Here is a 17,291-nt window from a genome sequence, read left to right on the forward strand (position 1 = left end):
TGGTGGCTTTCCCCGAGCAACGACTCCGTCGGCTCCGTCGCACTCCGGCCCTGCGACGCCTGGTGGCCGAAACGCGACTGACCGTGGACGACCTGGTGGCCCCGCTCTTCGTGCGGGAGGGAATCAGCGACCCCCAGGGCATTGCCAGCCTCCCTGGAGTGGTGCAGCACACCCGGGAATCGCTGCGCCGAGAGGTTCTGGAACTGGCCGCTCTCGGTGTGCCCGCCGTCATGCTCTTTGGCATACCGGCCCACAAGGATGCCGAGGGCTCAGGGGCATGGGACCCGCAAGGGATTGTGCAACTGGCGCTCCAGGACCTGCGGGCGGAGGTGGGCGACGCCGTGGTGTTGATCGCCGACCTCTGCGTCGACGAATACACCGACCACGGGCACTGCGGAATCGTCACCGATGGCGGTGAGGTGGACAACGATGCCTCGCTGCGTCTCTACGAGCGGGTGGCGGTGGCCCAGGCGGAGGCGGGGGCGGACATCACGGCACCGTCGGGGATGATGGACGGCCAGGTGCGGGCCATCCGAGGGGCGCTGGATGGCGCCGGCCATGAGCAGACCGCCATCCTGGCCTACGCCGCCAAGTACGCCTCGGCGCTCTACGGGCCCTTTCGCGACGCAGTGAACGTGTCGATTGCCGATGGGGGCGACCGGCAGGGGTATCAGCAGGACCCGCGTAACCACCGCGAGGCCCAAGCGGAGATTCGCGCCGACATCGCCGAGGGGGCTGATCTCATCATGGTGAAGCCGGCCTTGGCGTATCTCGATGTGATCGCCGCCGCCCGCGCCATCACCGATCGGCCCGTGGCGGCGTATCACGTTTCCGGGGAGTACTCCATGATCAAGGCGGCGGCGGAACGTGGCTGGATTGATGGCGATGCGGTGGCATTGGAGCACCTCACAGCGATCAAGCGAGCGGGCGCTGACATCATCCTCACCTACCTGGCCCGCGAGGTTGCCGAGGGGCTTCGCGGTGGCTAGCGACCGCACCAACGACGCCCTGTTCGCGCGGGCAACGCGCGTGATCCCCGGGGGGGTCAATAGCCCGGTCCGGGCCTTTCGGAGTGTGGGGGGAACTCCCTACTTCGTGGCGCGGGCACAAGGGGCTTACGTCTGGGATGTGGAAGGCACCCGCTACCTGGACCTCGTGCAGTCCTATGGGGCCATCATTCACGGTCATGCGCATCCGGTGATCGTCGAGGCGATCCAAAAGGCCGCGGTGGATGGCACCTCCTACGGCGCTCCCACGGAAGCGGAGGTGGTGATCGCCGAAGCCATCTCGGCGTGCGTGCCCTCGGTGGAGATGGTGCGATTGGTGGCCTCGGGGACAGAAGCCACCATGTCGGCGGTGCGGGTGGCGCGTGGGTACACCGGTCGCCCCACGGTCGTGAAGTTTGCGGGCAACTATCACGGCCACGGCGACCTCCTCCTCGCCGAAGCGGGCAGCGGTCTCGCTGCCCTCGGACTACCGGGCTCGGCGGGGGTGACCGCCGCCGCGGTGGCCGACACCCGGGTGGTGTCCTACAACCAAGTTCCGGAACTCGATACCGATACGGCGTGCGTGATCATCGAGGCCGTGGCGGCCAACATGGGTCTGGTGCCGGCGCAGGCTGGCTTCCTTCAGGCTCTGCGGACCGAGTGTGACCGCGTGGGGGCGCTGTTGATCTTCGACGAGGTGATCACCGGGTTCCGGGTGGCGAGGGGAGGCGCGCAGCACACCGCGGGGGTGACGCCCGACCTCACGACCTTCGGCAAGGTCATCGGGGGTGGCCTCAACATCGGGGCCTACGGGGGCCGTGCCGATGTCATGCACCAGGTGGCACCGTTGGGTCCGGTGTACCAAGCCGGCACGTTGTCGGGGAACCCCTTGGCTACTGCGGCCGGTTTGGCCACGCTGGGCATGCTCGACGATGCCGCCTATGAGCTCCTCCGCACTCGGGCCGAACGCTTGGCGGGCCACCTGCGCGCGGCCTTTGCCGACGCGGGCATTGCGGCCATCGTGCCCCGGGTCGACTCGTTGGTGGGTCTGTTCTTCGGTGATGAAGCCCCCACCGATTATCCGAGCGCACAACGCACCGACAGCGTCCGGTATGCCGAGTTCTTCCATCAGATGCTTTCCCGGGGGGTGGCGTTGGCGCCGGGGCCGTACGAAGTCATGTTCCCCGGCCTGGCTCATAGCGACGATGACATCGACGAAGTTGGTGCCATCGCCCACGCGTCGGCTGCCGCCATGGACCCCTCTTCGGGGCCAGGCCACCTTTGATGACCACCTTTGACACCGTCAGAGCAGGGGTGGCCGCTGAACTCATCGCGCGCGACGCCATCGCCCGTGCGTTGGCGGCCGACTACACCTTGTGGAGTGAGGACCCCACCGAGGTAGCCGACCGTCTTGGATGGATACCGGTGGTGGCCGAAGGGTTGGCCGCCTTGCCTGCGCTGCGGGCTCGGTGCGACGCCCTTGTCGGGAACATCGACGATGTGGTGGTCATGGGCATGGGTGGCTCAAGCCTGTTCCCCGAGGTGCTCTCCTGTACCTATGAGTCCGCCCCGGGACGCCCCCGTCTGTCTGTGCTCGACACCACCGATCCGGCGGCGATCGGGCGGATCGCCGCCTCGTGCCGACCGGAACGCACGCTGTACATCGCCTCGTCCAAGTCTGGGTCGACCATTGAGACCCGCAGTCACCTCGAGTGGGCCTGGGCGCGCGCCAACGGCGCGGGTCGATTCGCCGTCATCACGGACCCTGGTTCCGCCCTGGGTGACTTGGCGCGCCAGCGTGGCTTTGCCGAGGTCTTCGAGAACCGGCCCGATATCGGTGGCCGGTATTCGGCCCTGTCGCTCTTCGGCATCGTCCCCGGTCTGGTGATGGGGGTTGATGTGGCCGCCTTGCTGCGGGGTGGCCTGGAGGCGTTGGCCGATAGTGGCCCGGCGGTGCCGCCCGGGGAGAACCCGGCGCTGCGCATCGCCAGTGCCATCGCGGCGGGAGTGCGAGTGGGCCGCGACAAAGTGACTCTCTTGCTCGATCCGACCGTCGAGAGCCTCGGTGGATGGATCGAGCAGCTACTGGCGGAGTCGCTCGGGAAGGGGGGCACCGGCGCGGTGCCCATTGTGGGAGAACCCCTCGGCCCGCCCGAGGTGTACGGCCCCGACCGGCTTTTTCTCGCCGGGGAGCCGCAGCCGGAACTGGTGGCGGCTGGTCACCCGGTGATCGTGGTGCCTTCGGGGTCCTCGCCGCGCGACGTTGGGCACCTAGTGGTGACCATGGAACTGGCCACCGCGTGGGTGGGGGCGGCGATTGGCGTGCAGCCTTTCGATCAGCCCAACGTGGCCGCCGCCAAAGCGGCCACCAACGCGGTGCTGGCCGAGGGCGGTGCGGCGGTGGCGGAGGAGTCGCTCGCTGACCTGCTCCTGCTGGTCCAACCGGGAGACCACCTTGCGCTCCAGATCTTCGGCGATCCCGGTGGCCATGATGTGACGTTGCTGGAGGCAGCCCGGGTGGCGTTACGCGATCGTCTTCGGGTGGCGGTGAGCCTTGGGTTTGGGCCCCGGTTCCTCCATTCCACCGGCCAGTTACACAAGGGAGGCCCGTCGGCGATTGTGTGTGTGCAGGCCGTGTCGGTGGACGAGCAGGAGATTCCGATCCCCGGACAAAACTTCGGTTTCGGGCACCTGAAGCACGCCCAAGCCGCCGGCGATTTGCGAACATTGCGGAGCATCGGTGTCCGAGCCGGTCGGGTACCTTGGCTTGAGCTAGTGGAGGTGGCGCAGTGAAGTTGGGCATGGTCGGACTCGGGAAGATGGGCGCGAACATGGCGGAGCGCCTGAGGCAACATGGTCATGAGGTGGTGGGGTTCGATCCCTTCAGTTCGGCCTCGGAGGTAGCGACACTGGAGGAGTTGGTGGCGGCGCTGCCCTCCCCCCGACTGGTGTGGGTGATGGTGCCCGCCGGGGATCCCACCGAGGAGACCGTCACCACTCTCGCCGCGTTACTCGCACCCGATGACGTGGTGATCGAAGGCGGCAACTCCAACTGGCGTGACAGCACCCGTCGCGCCGACGCGCTCGCCGAGCGTGGAGTGGGTTTCATCGACTCGGGTACGAGCGGCGGCGTGTGGGGTCTGAGCGAGGGGTACTGCCTCATGGTGGGGGGTACGCCAGCCCACGTGGCGGTGGCGCAGCCCATCTTCGATGCTCTGGCGCCGGCCGGTGGCTTTGTGCACACCGGCCCCGCGGGCACCGGCCATTTCACCAAGATGGTGCACAACGGTATCGAGTACGGCCTGATGCAGGCCTATGCCGAGGGGTACGAACTATTGGTTCGATCGGGCCTCGATATTGATGTCACCGGTGCGCTCAGCGCCTGGAGGGAGGGGAGTGTGGTGCGCTCCTGGTTGCTGGAATTGTTGGTGCGGGCGCTGGAGCAGCGACCGGGCTTGGAAGGACTGGAAGGAATTGCGCAGGACTCCGGCGAGGGTCGCTGGACGGTGCAAGAGGCCATCGAACGCGGGGTGGCCACCCCGGTGATCTCCGCGGCGCTCTATGCCCGCTTCGTGAGCCAGGACGACGATCGCCTCGCCATGCGGGCGGTTTCCGCCCTACGCGAGCAGTTTGGCGGGCATGCCGTTTCTGCCGACGGGTCCCCGCGTGCGGCCACTCCGTGAGTGTTACGCCGGTCGTGTCTGACGCGTTGGTGCTCTTCGGGGCCACCGGCGATCTTGCCCGAAAGAAAATCTTTCCGGCTATCTACGAGATGGCCAAAGCCGCCGACTTTTTCCTGCCGGTGGTGGGCTTCGCGTCTTCCGGTGGCGGTGACGAGGGGCTTGTCCGCATCGCACGGGAGGCCATCGAGGCACAGGGGGCGGTGGACGAAATGGCCTGGGAACGCTTGGCCCCTCAGCTGCATTACGTGCAGGGCGATTACCGGGACTCAGCGTCGTTCGGGGCGTTGGCGGCCAGCCTCGCCGCCCTTGGCTCGCAGCACCCGATCTTCTACCTCGCCGTCCCTCCGGAGCTGTTCAACGGGGTGGTGCTGGGCCTTGAGCAACATGACCTGACCACCGGAGCGCGGGTGGTGGTGGAGAAGCCCTTCGGTCGAGATCGCGCCTCGGCCCGAGAGCTCAACGAGATTCTGGAACGCAGGTTCGCCGAGGACGATGTGTTCCGGATCGACCACTTTCTTGGGAAGGAGGCCGTGGAGAACTTACTGGTGTTTCGTTTCGCCAATTCGATGTTGGAGCCGATCTGGAACCGGAGCTACATCTCAAACATTCAGATCACTATGGCGGAATCTTTTGGGGTGGAGGGTCGCCACGCGTTCTACGAATCGGTTGGGGCATTGCGCGATGTCGTGCAGAACCATCTCCTGCAGATCGTGGCGCTTCTGGCCATGGATCCCCCCCTCAGGGCGGATGCCAACGCGCTTCGTGATGAGCGCAAGCGACTGTTCTGTCAGATCCGTACGGTCGAACCCTACGAGGTGGTGCGCGGGCAGTACCGCGGCTACGCCGATGAGGCGGGGGCCACCGCCGGCTCCGACGTGGAGACGTTCGTGGCCTTTCGCCTCGAGATTGATTCGTGGCGCTGGGCGGGGGTCCCCTGGCTCATCCGCACGGGCAAGCACCTCCCGGTCACCGCCACCGAGGCGGTCGTCGAGTTCAAGGCGCCGCCGCGCCTGCTCTTCACGCCGGAGGGGGCCGCGCAACCGGATCCCAACCGGCTCCGGTTCCGCCTCGACCAGAACGACAGTGTGTTGCTCCACCTGCAGACCAAGGCACCGGGCGACGATCTGGCCAGTCGTCCCGTGGATTTGGAGGTGAACTTCGAGGAGGTCTTTGGCCACCGTCAAGAGGCGTACCAGCGGCTCCTCGAAGATGCCTTCATCGGGGACGGGCGGCGTTTTGGGCGAGGCGACGCGCTCGATGAGCAATGGCGCATCTTCGAGAAGGTGATCGCGGCTCCGCAGCCGGTGAGCCTTTACGACCAGGGTACTTGGGGAACCGATCCCGCCCACGCGCTAGCGGCCCCCCTCGGTGGCTGGCACGAGCCACGATAGACACGGCACACTGACAAGATGCTGAGTTCCTTGGCGGCTATTCCCTACACCACGTTCCCTACCATCGCGCTGGGGCCTATCTCGTTACGCGTCTTCGGGTTGGCCGTGGCGGTCGGCGTGATCGTCGGTGCGTTCCTGGCCGGTCGCTACGGCGAGGAGTACGGCATTCCTCGCGACGTTACCTACTCGCTGGCGATGCGCATGGTGGTAGCTGGGGTGATCGGTTCCCGGATCACCTGGGTGCTCACCCACCTCGATCAGGTGAAGTCACCGCTTGATGCCGTGGCGATTTGGCAGGGCGGCTTGCAGTTCTCGGGGGGCTTCGTACTGGCCATCATCGTCGGCTACCCGGTCTACAGCCGCTGGAATCGGCTCACTCGTTGGAACAGTCTCGATGGCTGTGCCTACGGCCTCACCGCGGGTCTTGGCATCGGACGTATCGGCTGTTACGCCGTTGGTGAGCATTTTGGACGAATCACCACGTTCCCGTTGGCGGTGCGCTACGACGGCGGCACTTTCCGAGAGCCGACGCTGGGGGCCATTCCTCTAGAGCCGGGACTGGTGTTCCACCAAACGGCGCTGTACGAGTTGCTCTACATGATCGTGTTGTTTGCGATCTTGACCTGGCTTCTCTACATCCGTAAGGAGCGCGTCGGCCCGGGCACGGCGGTGGCGATCTTTTGTGGCTTCTACGGCGTGGCCCGATTCGCCAGCGACTCGCTGCGGGTCAACGATGCTCGAACCTTCGGATTTACCGGGGCACAGTTCCTGTGTCTCGTACTGATGCCAGTGAGCATCTGGATTTGGTTCTGGGTACGAAAGGCTCTGGCCCAGGATGTGCGGGACGGAATGCCGTCGGGCGTTGGGGCGGGTGATCCCGTAGTCGCCTCCGGGGACACCCCATCATAGCACCACTCTGCGTGTTCATCCTTGTGCGCAGGGTCATGGTAGCCATATCCTTCTCGGTATGATTGGCGAATGGATGGGTATCGTTCAACGGCGCGCCGCGTTGCTGCTCTCCCCGTTGTCGATCCCCGCCTTTCGCCGTCTTTGGGCCGCCGACATTGTTTCGCTGCTCGGCGACTGGGTGGGCCGAATCGCCCTCACGGTGCTGATCTACGAGCAAACCCAATCGTCGGCCTGGGCCGCTGCGGTCACGGCCGTATCGCTGGCTGGTTTCGTGGGGATTGGGCAGGTCTTGGCCACCCTCGCCGATCGCTTTGGGCGGATCACCGTGATGGTGGTCAGCGATGTCCTGCGAGCGGGGTTGTTCGCGGCGATGCTGATTTCGATGCCGGTGGTGGGGTTGCTCGTCCTGGCGTTCTTGGCCGGTCTGGCCACCCCGCCGTTCGAAGCCGCCCGCGCCGCCGCCATGCCTGATCTCGTACCGGCGAATCGCTACGGCAGCGCGTTGGCCCTCGCGGGGATTTCGGTGCAGTCATCGCTGGTCCTCGGAACCGCGTTGGGGGGTCTGCTGTTAGCGGTATTCGATGTCCGTGCCGTACTGCTGCTCAACTCGATCAGTTTTTTGGTGTCGGCGGTCATCCTGTTCGGATTGCGTGATACGGCGGCGGCTCGTCCCGCCGCTCGACGCGCCACCGTGGGTGGTTCGCTGCGCGAGGGTGGCTCGGCGTTGTTCCACGACCGGATGGTTCGGCGCGCCCTCAGCATTGTTTGTGTGGCGGGCGCCGCCGGGACAGTGGTGGAGGCGCTCATTGTGCCCTACGCGCTCTCCAACGATCTCTCCCCTCATCTGCTCGGCCTCCTCGCCGCCTTGGTGCCCATCGGCACGTTGTTCGGAACGGCTTTGGTAGCGACGGGAGCTCGTTCGGATGCCTCGTTGTTGCGCAATGCCGCCCGCTGTTGCGTGGTGGCGGCCGGGGTGGCGGCTCCGTTGTTCTGGCTGGGGGCGGGGGGCCCACTGGCCTTCGCGGCCTTCCTGGTGACCGGGGGGATTTTCGCAGTATCGATTCCCTCCAACACGGTGATCGGCCTGCGCCTGGAACGCGACCATCGCGCCTCGGCGATGGGGATCGCCGTGGGGCTCCTGATGGGTTCGCAGGCCCTCGGGGCTGCTCTGGGGGGATTGTCGGCGAGTGCCGTGGGCGAAGCTGAAACCATGACGGGGGCCCTGGTGGTGGCCACCATCTTTGGGCTGTGGGCGCTTGTCACCACCCCCACCGATGCCAAGCACCTCTTCCGGCGGCGCCCGTCAGCGGCCACGCCCTTGCGAGTGATCGACCTCGCGGCGCTCGAAGATGTTGCCGTCCTCGCTCCTGATGCACCCGCCCTGTCCTCGCCGTAGTGATCGAAGCTTGGTTGTTACCTGGGGTTGGGGGTGTACGGCGTGGCGGGGCGACGCTGGATGCCCCGATCCCCACTTAGGCGGGGATGCGCTCCGGAGCGATGCGGGCAATCCGGGCGACGGCCTTGTAGGCCAACTCGGCGGGGCCGAGTTCGTCGGGGCGCAGGAGGTTAGCCATGATGCGCAGCACCCATTCCATGAGCGACTGTGACTGCACCCCCACCCGGGTGAGTTGCTGCATGAGTTCGGGCTGTCCGATCACGATGGCGAAGGCACGGGCGACCCGGAAGTAGAGGCCGTACTCCTCCTCGAGCAGATCGGGATAGCGCGACAACGGCATCGCGGAGCCGGTCTCGAGAGCTTCCACGAGCAGGCCGGCCGCCATCCGGCCGGTCTCGTAGGCGTAGTCGATGCCTTCACCGTTGAACGGGTTGATCGAACCAGCAGCATCACCGATGGCGATCCAGGTCGGTCCGCTCTTCGGGTTGATCGATCCCGCCATGGGCAGACGGCCGCCGGTGGCCTCGCCGAGCATGGCCTCGGGGTCGATGCCCCAGTGCTCCGGGGCGGTGGCGGCCCATTCTTTCATCAGGTAGGAGGTGTTGATGTCCCGCCAGCCGCGGAAGGTGGACAGCAACCCGATGCCCACGTTGATGGTGCCGTCGCCGCAGGGAAAGATCCAGCCGTAGCCGGGCATGGCATCGCCGTTGCGGTCGCGCACATCGAGGGCAGACTCGATCCAGGGTTCGTCGTGCATCGGGCTTTCGAAGTAGCCCCGGATGGCCATGCCCTGGGGAAGACGTTTGTCGCGCTGGTTGCCGAGGGCCCGTCCGAATCGCGACAGGGAACCGTCGGCGATCACCACGTAGCGGGCGTGGATCTCGCGTTCCTCGCCGGTTTCTTTGTCTTTCACGACGGCGCCTGCCAGTAGTCCGTCGCGCAGAATGGGTCGGAGGGCTTCGGTGGCCTGCAGCAGGGTGGCGCCTCGGGTAACCGCTTCGGCGGCCACCATGGTGTCGAGGTCGCGGCGGCGAACCACATAGCCATAGCTCGGGTGCACCGGATGTTCCGGCCAGGTCATCTCGAGCGTCTTACCGTGGGCGATACAGCGCAGGCCGTCGTAGCGGTGGTGGTTGGCCGCTACCTGCTCCTCCAGCCCCATAGCTTGGATCTGCGTGACCGCTCGAGGGGTGAGGCCGTCGCCGCAGGTCTTTTCGCGGGGGAAGGTCTTCTTCTCCACGATCACCACGTCACGGTTGGCGCGGGCCAGCCAATGTCCGGCGGCGGCACCGGCGGGGCCACCGCCGATGATGAGGACGTCGTGGCGGTGAGGGCTGGTCACGTCTTCAGTCTGCCGGGCGAAAGGGTCGATGCCACCGGGGCGGGTCAGCCCGCAGCGAGGTTGGCTTCGTCTACCGCCACCGTGGTGGAGACCTCACCGAGGCCAGCATCGGCGAAGGTGGTCATGCCGTCGGCGATTTCCACCAGGAGGGCATATTCCTCGCTCAGTGGGTCGAGACCACCAAACTCGGTGCGCTCATAGAGGATGACCTGCGCCAGTTCCTGATCGTTCAAGTCGGGGTAGGGGGGCATGCCGCCTTTCTTCGGTTTGTCGGTGTTGCCGTAGGTGGTGCCAGGCCAACCGGCTGAGCCGAGGCGTACCCACATCATCTGGTCGAGTGGGTCGACCCACGTTTCCCGTACCCCGGCGAAGGCGGGACCGATGCCGCCGCCGCCGTCGGCCCCGTGACAGCCACTGCAGCCTTGGGTGGCGTAGAGCTCGCCGCCGAGCACCATGGGGTCGCTCTCACCCGCCGGAGGGGGTTCCAGGGTGCCTTGATACACGTACGCCCACAACGGCAGGGCGGCGAGTACCGGGATGGCCCAGATCGGAATCTTCCGCCGGTGCCGTGCCGCGGTGACCTCGGGACGCTCGGGCTTGGGGGGCTCGGGGGCCAAGTCGATCGCCGCCGCGACCGGCGTCGCCACTGCGGCGGTGGCGACTGTTTCCACGGCTTGTCCAACCGGGGGCGCGGCGTCGGTGGATCCGGCGTCGCCATCCAGGGCGGCACGGCGCTCTTGGGAGCGCTTGAGAAGGTGATCGGGGATCTCGGTCACGCGGGTGGGTCCTCCGCAGGCGGGGGGGTATCGAGAGCCGAACCTAGGCGCGTTCTCTGCCCCACTCCAAGCCAAGCGCGGCGGCGGTTGCCCCGAGTGGCGCGATGTGCTCGCCGTCGGGTCATCGTGCTAGACCGAAGGGGTCCTTCCGGAGTGCTCGGTGTGCTGCCGGACCCAATGTGAACAATTTCACGAGGGAGTCGCTGCGAGTGGTTGCGTTTGCCACAGCTGTGATCGTCGCCTTACTGGGCGATCTTGCCGTAGTCCGATACAGCAAGCGCCGCGCCCCCGGTCGCTACCTCACGTGGGGCGAAGCTATGGCCGCCGCCGTCTTCGCCTTTATTCTCTTCAACCTTTGGTATGGCGTGATCCCCCATCAGTGGATCACCTTGGCCGACAAGGAGTGGGGCTGGCGCACCGATCGGCTCGTGTACGGCCCGGCCAACATCTTCGAACCCAACCGATTCCTCCCCATCACGATCAACTATCAGGTGATCCGGGATCTGGTGGTGGTGGGTATCTACGGCGTGGCGCTCACCCTGCACGTGTATCACTGGGCCCAGTGGCAAAACCGGGCCAAGCCCAAGGCTGAGGTCGTTGCGACCACGGCCTACGGACGCCCGTTGGCGAGGAAGAGCTAGCGCTGCCATGGCCCGCACCGATGCCAACCCGCCGATGCCGGAGTTCCGAGACGACTACGTCCTGCAGGAAGTGGATGCTGCATGGTTGGGCAAGGCCGTCAAGCCCAAGCAGTTCATCCATATCGATCAGTCCGAGTGCATCCTCTGCGAGGGGTGCGTCGACATCTGCCCGTGGAAGTGCATCCACATGGTCACCACCGACGCGGTGGACGAAGCGATCGGTGTTGATCAGCCCGGGATGGACCCGAGCGATCAGGTGGTGTTTCTCATCGACGACGACGTGTGCACCCGCTGTGCGCTCTGTGTGGATCGGTGTCCCACGGGCGTTATCATCATGGGGAAGATCAGCGACCCCGATCCCGGCGGCGACTTTCATCAGCGCACCAACACCCATGGCTATGGCTATGGCATGAGGCTGGGGTAGGAAGGGCAACGTGTCAGACACCATGAACGACAAGCGCGGCGCCGAGCGGGCGATCGAGTCGCTGAAGAAACTCCCGGACAACGTCCAATCCAGCCAGGCGTGGAACTCGATCTTCCGGCCCGGGTCCATCTTCCGCAACGGGTACACCGACTCCCCCCGGAACCGCTCCTATGTGATCATGAACTCGGTGCTGTACCACCTGCACCCGGTGAAGGTGAAGCGCCACGCCGTGAAGGTGAGCTACACGCTCTGCCTCGGTGGCCTCTCGTTCTTCCTTTTTATCCATCTCACGATCACCGGCATCTTCCTGATGTTCTTCTACCGGCCCACGGCGGTCTCGGCGTGGTCGGATATCTACACCCTGCAGACCTCAGTCACCTTTGGTTTGCTCGTGCGGAACATGCACCGTTGGGGCGCGCACCTCATGGTGCTGGCGGTCTTTCTCCACATGGCTCGCGTCTTCTATCACGGGGCCTACAAGCCGCCGCGCGAGTTCAACTGGGTGATAGGCGTCGTCCTGCTGTTGCTCACCCTGCTGCTGTCCTTCACCGGATACCTCCTGCCGTGGGATCAGCTGGCGCTGTGGGCGGTGACGGTGGGCACGAACATGATGGGCTACACCCCCGTGTTCGGGAACCAAGTGCGCTTTGTGCTCCTCGGTGGGGCCGAGATCGGCACCGACACCCTGCTGCGCTGGTACGTGTTGCACGTTCTGTTGCTCCCCTTCGTGATCGTGATCTTTATGGCGATTCACTTCTGGCGGGTGCGCAAAGACGGCGGAATCTCAGGACCTTTGTGATGAAGGGGGCTGACACCGATGGCTGAGATACCCGAACACCTCCGCAAACGAGCCGAAGAAGCGCGGGCCAAGGCGGCCGCCGCCAGCGGAAGCGCCGAAGCCACCCCCGACGCGCCCGCCACGGAGGCGGAGAGCAAGATCCCCGCTCACCTCCTCCAGCGCTCCAAGGCTGCCAAGGCCAAGGCCGAGGGCGATACCCCGGCATCCACGGAGGTGGCAACCTCTGGTGGTGGCGTGGCCACGGCGGTGGGGTCATCTCCGCTCCCGGTGGTCACCGGTCCCGGCGGGCATACCCAGCGCCTGCTCACGGTGGTCAAGTCGGGATCGATCCAGGATGTGAAGGCCACCCCGCAGGACAAGGTCCACGTATGGCCCCACCTACTCGTGGTCGAGTTCGTAGCGGCCCTTTCCGTCACGGCCTTCCTGCTCATCTTCGCCGTCTTCGTCAACGCTCCGCTGTTGGAGTTGGCCAACGTCAACCAAACCCCGAACCCCTCCAAGGCTCCCTGGTACTTCCTCGGGTTGCAGGAGTTGCTCAAGTGGTTCCATCCGATGGTGGCGGGGGTGCTGCTTCCCGGGATGGCGCTGGTCGGCCTGATCTTGTCGCCTTACATCGACCGCAATCCGAGCAACAAGCCCGAGAACCGAAAGTTCGCGATCTCGTTGTTCACGATGTTCCTGATGTACTGGGCGGTGCTGGTCATGATGGGCACGTTCTTCCGAGGCCCTGGCTTCAACTTCATTTTCCCGTGGAACGCCGGACTGTTCGTGGAGCTCTGAGACGACTATGCAAACCACCACCGCACTACTGATTGCCATTCCCGTGCTTGTGCTGTTAGCCGGGGTGTTGTTGTTCGCCAGTGCTCGTCGTCGCGATACCGGCGAAGCCATCGGAGCACTGGCTCGGGAAACTCGGCGTCGCGATCGTGGTGCCGTTGCGCTCACGAGCGACGACGACGCCCCGGTCACCGGCAAAGAGGTTGAGCGAGCCTCGGTCGTTGAGCGCGAGGAAGCATCGCGGGCGTTGGCCACCGTTGGCGCCAAGGCCCCGGTGGCCTGGGTGCCGCCGGATCCTGAGGCGCTCGATATCAGTCGGCGTCAGTTTTTCAACCGGGGCATCGTTACGTTCTTCGGCCTCGGGCTGGCGGGCTTTGGAGCCGGCGCCCTGGCGTTCCTGTGGCCGCAGCTGGGGGTGGGTTTCGGATCGGTGATCGGCATCGGGAGCACTGCCAGCGTGGATACCAAGATTGCCGAGGGCGCCGGCTTCGCCTATTTCCCCGAAGGCCGCATGTGGGTAACGAAGTACCCCGCCGCCGCGCTCCCGGCCGCTCGTTTGGTCTATAAGCAAGAACTACCGGGCATGGAGGCCGGCTACACGGCGCTCTACCAAAAGTGCGTGCATCTTGGCTGCCGTGTCCCGGAGTGCAAGACCTCCCAGTGGTTCGAGTGCCAGTGTCATGGCTCGCAGTACAACCGCGCCGGGGAGAAGAAGGGTGGCCCCGCCCCCCGTGGTCTCGACCGCTTCCCGCTGGCGGTCAGCAACGGAAACATCGAGGTGGACACGAGCATCGTGATCATCGGCCCGGCGATCGGGACCAACACGACCGGCCAAGAGGCCGAGGGTCCGCATTGCGTTGGTAGCGCGGAGAAGGAATGACGCCATGATCGCCGTCCTCCCCTCGCTGTTGGCCGCTAGCACCGTGAAGTCCGTCGGTGCTGTCGTGGCGGTTCTTACCCTCATCGGCTTTGTGGTGTACGTAGTCGTAAATATCCGCTCCGGTCGTGAGGAGATCGGTTCCGAGATCGAACTCGCACCCAATCGCAAGCCCTATTACCCCGATGAGGTTCTCGAGGGCCCCCGCCTCACTCGGGCCCTGAGCACGGGGTTGGTCCTGCTGGCGATCTCAGCGCTCGGACTGCCGCTCTACTGGCTCAACGAGCCTTCTCGTCAAGAGGGCGCCATCGCTCAGTTCGATGCCACCTTCGTGGAGCGAGGCAGCATCCTGTTCGCCCCTACGGCCGACGGTGGGTACAACTGTGCGGGCTGCCACGGCCCGAAGGGCACCGGCGGGGTGGCACCGCCGTACACCCTCACCGGCGCGGAGGGGCAGTTCGTGGCCGCCGTTAGCTGGAAAGCCCCCGCCATCAACACGGTGTTGCTTCGCTTCAGCGAGGAAGAGGTGCGTGACGTCCTCGTGTACGGCCGTCCGGGTAGCCCGATGCCCGCCTGGGGGGCCCTCGGCGGCGGACCGCTCACCAGTCAGCAGATCGATGAGCTGATTGCCTATCTCGGGTCGATTCAACTCACCTCTACCGAGGCCAAGGCGCAGTCGGAAGAGGCGCTGCGGGTTCGGCTGGGTCTTGAGCCCGGTGCGTTGATCGATTACACGGACCCGGCGGTGGGCAAGGCGATCTTCAACCTGGGGCTGGAGACCGGCACTGCTGGCGGTTCCTACTCCTGTGCCCGCTGCCATACCAAGGGGGCGTCGTACCGCGATGGTGACGTATCGCCGGCCAACGCCGACCTCAGCAACTACATCGACTTCACGGACGGTTCCGGGGCCAACGGGTTCGCCCTCACCTCGGGCTTGGTGCCGCGCCAGTTCCTCACGCTCGATGCTCTGATCGAGTTCTTGCGCTCTGGCTCCAAGTACGGCGTGCTCTACGGGCAGCGCGGGGTCGGGAGCGGTCGTATGCCGGGTCTCGGCGACAACCCGAATACCCCCGAAGCCGACGATGGCATGTTCTCCGACGGGATGCTGCGGGCGGCAGCGTGTTACGAATCCAGCCTTGAAGGCGATGCGCCTCCGTTGGGTTGCAAGGGCAGCCTGCCCATCCCGCCCGCCCCTTCATCGGACACTCTGACCATGACCGGAGAGCGCTGAGCAATGCTGCTTCACACGATCGCCGGCATTGCCTGGGACCCTCAGCTTCGGGGATTCCTGGCGGTGGGCGTGGGGGTGGTCGTTCTGTTGGGATCGACCGTCCTGCTCCTCACGACCAATCTCGGATCGCGGCTGGGGTTCCTCCTGGCGGCGTCGGCCTTCTTCGGCTGGTGCACCATCATGGGTATGACCTGGTGGCTCTACGGCAACATCGGCATGATCGGGGAGGACCCGAGTTGGGTGGTCACCGAGGTGGTCTACAGCAGCGGGGCCACCGATGAGTCCGGCCTCCTCGACGCTGATCTTGAGTTGGCCCGAGTACTCGATACCGCGCAGATGCCGGCCGTGGATGATTTGAGAGAACTGGATCCGGCGGCTCTGTCTGCGGTGAAGAGCGAGGTGGAACCCAGCCTGTCGGGATGGGAGATTCTTGAGGAGTCGAACACGAGTTTCGGCGAGGCCAAAGCCACCGTGGATGAGTATTTCGTGGAGAACAACAACGTAGAACTCGATCTCTCCTCGGCGGCGGACTACGTCACCGTCTACGCCTTCGAGCGCGGCGGCAAGATCGACCTGCCGGCGAATGCCAATCGCTTCGACCGGATCGGGCGGAAACTAAAAACAACCTTCTGGCAGGTTCGACACCCCCCTCGCTACGCGTTGATCCAGGTGCGGCCGGTGGTGGAGCCGGAGCCGGTGCCCGGCGAAGCACCCCCGCTACCGGAGGCCGACCTCACCCAACCGGTGGTGTCGGTAATCCTGAAGCGGGATCTCGGCGATCGCCGCTTCCCCGGCGCCATGCTCACCTTGTTTTCGGGCATCATGTTTGGTGTGACGGTGAGCATGCTCCATCGCCGCGACCTTCGATCGGCCGCTGCCCGGGGCGTATCCTTGGCCATTCCGGAGGGCTGAGGGGACCATGGGCCAGTACCTGCCGGTGTTCCTGCTCGCCGTGTTGGCGATTCTCTTCGCCGCCATCAGTAGGGTCGCCTCCCAACTCCTCGCCCCCAGTGCCACCACGGTGGCCAAGCGTTCGCCGTATGAGTGCGGCATCGTGCCCGGTCGGGAAACCCTCGAACGGTTCCCGGTGCGGTTTTATCTCATCGCCATGATCTTCATCGTGTTCGATATCGAGATCATTTTCCTCTACCCCTGGGCCGTCATCTACCGAAATCTCGGGGCTGGTGGGCTCTTCGAGGTGCTGCTGTTCACGCTGTCGGTGCTGGTCTCGTTCGTCTACCTGCTCAGCAACGGCGCCCTGGATTGGGGCCCGGCCAAGCAGTCGCGGTTGCTGTCGCCGATGGTCTCGGCCGACCGCACCACGCTCACCACCGTCCGTCGGGTGGGTCTTGACGGACGCCACGAGGGCGATGTCGACCATGACGAGGAAGCCGCCTGATGCAGTGGGACGTAAGTAAGGGCCTGGAAGGGCTAGATCACAACTTCATCACCGGCAAACTTGAGGACGTTGTCAAATGGGCCCGCCGCATGTCGGTGATGCCTGCCACCTTCGGCTTGGCCTGCTGCGCCCTGGAGATGATGGGAACCGGGGGAGCTCATTACGACATCTCCCGTTTCGGCATGGAGACCTTTCGGGCGTCGCCCCGTCAGGCCGATCTCATGATCGTGGCCGGCCGCGTCAGCCAGAAGATGGCCCCGGTGCTCCGCCAGATCTACGACCAGATGATGGAGCCGAAATGGGTCATCAGCATGGGGGTCTGTGCCAGCAGCGGTGGCATGTTCAACAACTACGCCCTCGTGCAAGGCGTAGACCAGATCGTGCCGGTCGACGTCTATGCCCCCGGCTGCCCGCCCGGTCCGGAGACGTTGATCCATGCGATCAACACGCTGCACGAAAAGATCCGCGACGGTGAACTCACGCGGCGGCGCCCGGGAACCGGCTTGGGGATCAGCGTGGAGCAGCGCGATGGCCAACCCGAGCCACAGCCGGTTTCGCTGAGCGCGAGGAACTGACCGTGAGCGACGACATCGTCGTCGAGCCCGGCCCCGAGGCTGAGGCTGCGCCGGAGCCACCCCGGCGGCATGGCGCGCTCGTAAC

At 65.5% G+C, this 17,291-nt stretch carries 18 protein-coding genes; 16 read left to right on the forward strand and 2 right to left on the reverse strand.

The genetic code is table 11. The features are described from left to right. Positions 1–2 precede the first annotated feature (2 nt). Genes hemB through EXQ71_09560 form a run of 7 tightly spaced genes read left to right on the forward strand, consistent with a single transcriptional unit; the run spans position 3 to position 8,365 of the window. Positions 3–989 carry a porphobilinogen synthase gene (gene hemB / locus EXQ71_09530; protein MSO87745.1) on the forward strand — a complete coding sequence of 329 codons (987 nt, stop codon included), beginning with the start codon at positions 3–5 and terminating at the stop codon, positions 987–989. Then, positions 886–2,271, forward strand: coding sequence for a glutamate-1-semialdehyde-2,1-aminomutase (gene hemL, locus EXQ71_09535; protein ID MSO87746.1), 1,386 nt, complete (start codon positions 886–888; stop codon positions 2,269–2,271). Before hemB ends, hemL begins: the two co-directional genes overlap by 104 nt. Continuing rightward, the gene (locus EXQ71_09540; protein ID MSO87747.1) at positions 2,271–3,779 is read left to right on the forward strand and encodes a glucose-6-phosphate isomerase; all 1,509 of its coding nucleotides are present in this window, start codon (positions 2,271–2,273) and stop codon (positions 3,777–3,779) included. Before hemL ends, EXQ71_09540 begins: the two co-directional genes overlap by 1 nt. Then, complete coding sequence (gnd, locus tag EXQ71_09545; protein ID MSO87748.1) at positions 3,776–4,669, forward strand: decarboxylating 6-phosphogluconate dehydrogenase; 894 nt, start codon at positions 3,776–3,778, stop codon at positions 4,667–4,669. The genes EXQ71_09540 and gnd overlap by 4 nt, the downstream gene beginning before the upstream one ends. Beyond that, on the forward strand, positions 4,666–6,060 hold the full coding sequence (gene zwf, locus EXQ71_09550) for a glucose-6-phosphate dehydrogenase (protein MSO87749.1): 1,395 nt from the start codon (positions 4,666–4,668) through the stop codon (positions 6,058–6,060). Before gnd ends, zwf begins: the two co-directional genes overlap by 4 nt. A gap of 18 nt (positions 6,061–6,078) precedes the next feature. Beyond that, positions 6,079–6,969: a prolipoprotein diacylglyceryl transferase gene (locus EXQ71_09555; protein MSO87750.1), complete on the forward strand. Its 891-nt coding sequence runs from the start codon at positions 6,079–6,081 to the stop codon at positions 6,967–6,969. A gap of 58 nt (positions 6,970–7,027) precedes the next feature. Further along, on the forward strand, positions 7,028–8,365 hold the full coding sequence (locus tag EXQ71_09560; protein MSO87751.1) for an MFS transporter: 1,338 nt from the start codon (positions 7,028–7,030) through the stop codon (positions 8,363–8,365). 76 nt (positions 8,366–8,441) lie between these two features. Here the strand turns inward: EXQ71_09560 and EXQ71_09565 are convergent, their stop codons facing one another. Together EXQ71_09565 and EXQ71_09570 are read right to left on the reverse strand one after the other, a co-directional pair. After that, a complete protein-coding gene (locus EXQ71_09565) occupies positions 8,442–9,755 on the reverse strand; it encodes a geranylgeranyl reductase family protein (protein ID MSO87752.1) in 1,314 nt (437 codons plus the stop codon). Continuing rightward, positions 9,752–10,483: a c-type cytochrome gene (locus EXQ71_09570; GenBank protein ID MSO87753.1), complete on the reverse strand. Its 732-nt coding sequence runs from the start codon at positions 10,481–10,483 to the stop codon at positions 9,752–9,754. Before EXQ71_09570 ends, EXQ71_09565 begins: the two co-directional genes overlap by 4 nt. A gap of 230 nt (positions 10,484–10,713) precedes the next feature. Here EXQ71_09570 and EXQ71_09575 point away from each other — a divergent pair, with 230 nt between their 5' ends. Genes EXQ71_09575 through EXQ71_09615 form a run of 9 tightly spaced genes read left to right on the forward strand, consistent with a single transcriptional unit; the run spans position 10,714 to position 17,206 of the window. Further along, positions 10,714–11,124 (forward strand): hypothetical protein, encoded by a 411-nt coding sequence (locus EXQ71_09575; GenBank protein MSO87754.1) that lies wholly within the window; start codon positions 10,714–10,716, stop codon positions 11,122–11,124. 7 nt (positions 11,125–11,131) lie between these two features. Continuing rightward, positions 11,132–11,548: a 4Fe-4S dicluster domain-containing protein gene (locus tag EXQ71_09580; protein ID MSO87755.1), complete on the forward strand. Its 417-nt coding sequence runs from the start codon at positions 11,132–11,134 to the stop codon at positions 11,546–11,548. 22 nt (positions 11,549–11,570) lie between these two features. Then, complete coding sequence (locus tag EXQ71_09585; GenBank protein MSO87756.1) at positions 11,571–12,347, forward strand: cytochrome B6; 777 nt, start codon at positions 11,571–11,573, stop codon at positions 12,345–12,347. An 18-nt stretch (positions 12,348–12,365) separates the two neighbouring features. Beyond that, positions 12,366–13,127, forward strand: a complete 762-nt coding sequence (locus tag EXQ71_09590; GenBank protein MSO87757.1) for a menaquinol-cytochrome c reductase cytochrome b subunit — start codon at positions 12,366–12,368, stop codon at positions 13,125–13,127. A gap of 7 nt (positions 13,128–13,134) precedes the next feature. Next, positions 13,135–14,004 (forward strand): hypothetical protein, encoded by an 870-nt coding sequence (locus EXQ71_09595; protein ID MSO87758.1) that lies wholly within the window; start codon positions 13,135–13,137, stop codon positions 14,002–14,004. A 4-nt stretch (positions 14,005–14,008) separates the two neighbouring features. Beyond that, a complete protein-coding gene (locus tag EXQ71_09600; GenBank protein ID MSO87759.1) occupies positions 14,009–15,232 on the forward strand; it encodes a cytochrome c in 1,224 nt (407 codons plus the stop codon). Between the two features lie 3 nt (positions 15,233–15,235). After that, positions 15,236–16,144 carry a hypothetical protein gene (locus EXQ71_09605; protein MSO87760.1) on the forward strand — a complete coding sequence of 303 codons (909 nt, stop codon included), beginning with the start codon at positions 15,236–15,238 and terminating at the stop codon, positions 16,142–16,144. A gap of 7 nt (positions 16,145–16,151) precedes the next feature. Further along, positions 16,152–16,631: an NADH-quinone oxidoreductase subunit A gene (locus tag EXQ71_09610; GenBank protein ID MSO87761.1), complete on the forward strand. Its 480-nt coding sequence runs from the start codon at positions 16,152–16,154 to the stop codon at positions 16,629–16,631. Beyond that, entirely contained in the window at positions 16,631–17,206 is a 576-nt protein-coding gene (locus tag EXQ71_09615) for an NADH-quinone oxidoreductase subunit B (GenBank protein ID MSO87762.1), read from the forward strand. The genes EXQ71_09610 and EXQ71_09615 overlap by 1 nt, the downstream gene beginning before the upstream one ends. Positions 17,207–17,291: the final 85 nt, after the last annotated feature.

The sequence above is a fragment of the Acidimicrobiia bacterium genome (assembly GCA_009694375.1).
Taxonomy (GTDB): Bacteria; Actinomycetota; Acidimicrobiia; order Acidimicrobiales; family VFJN01; genus VFJN01.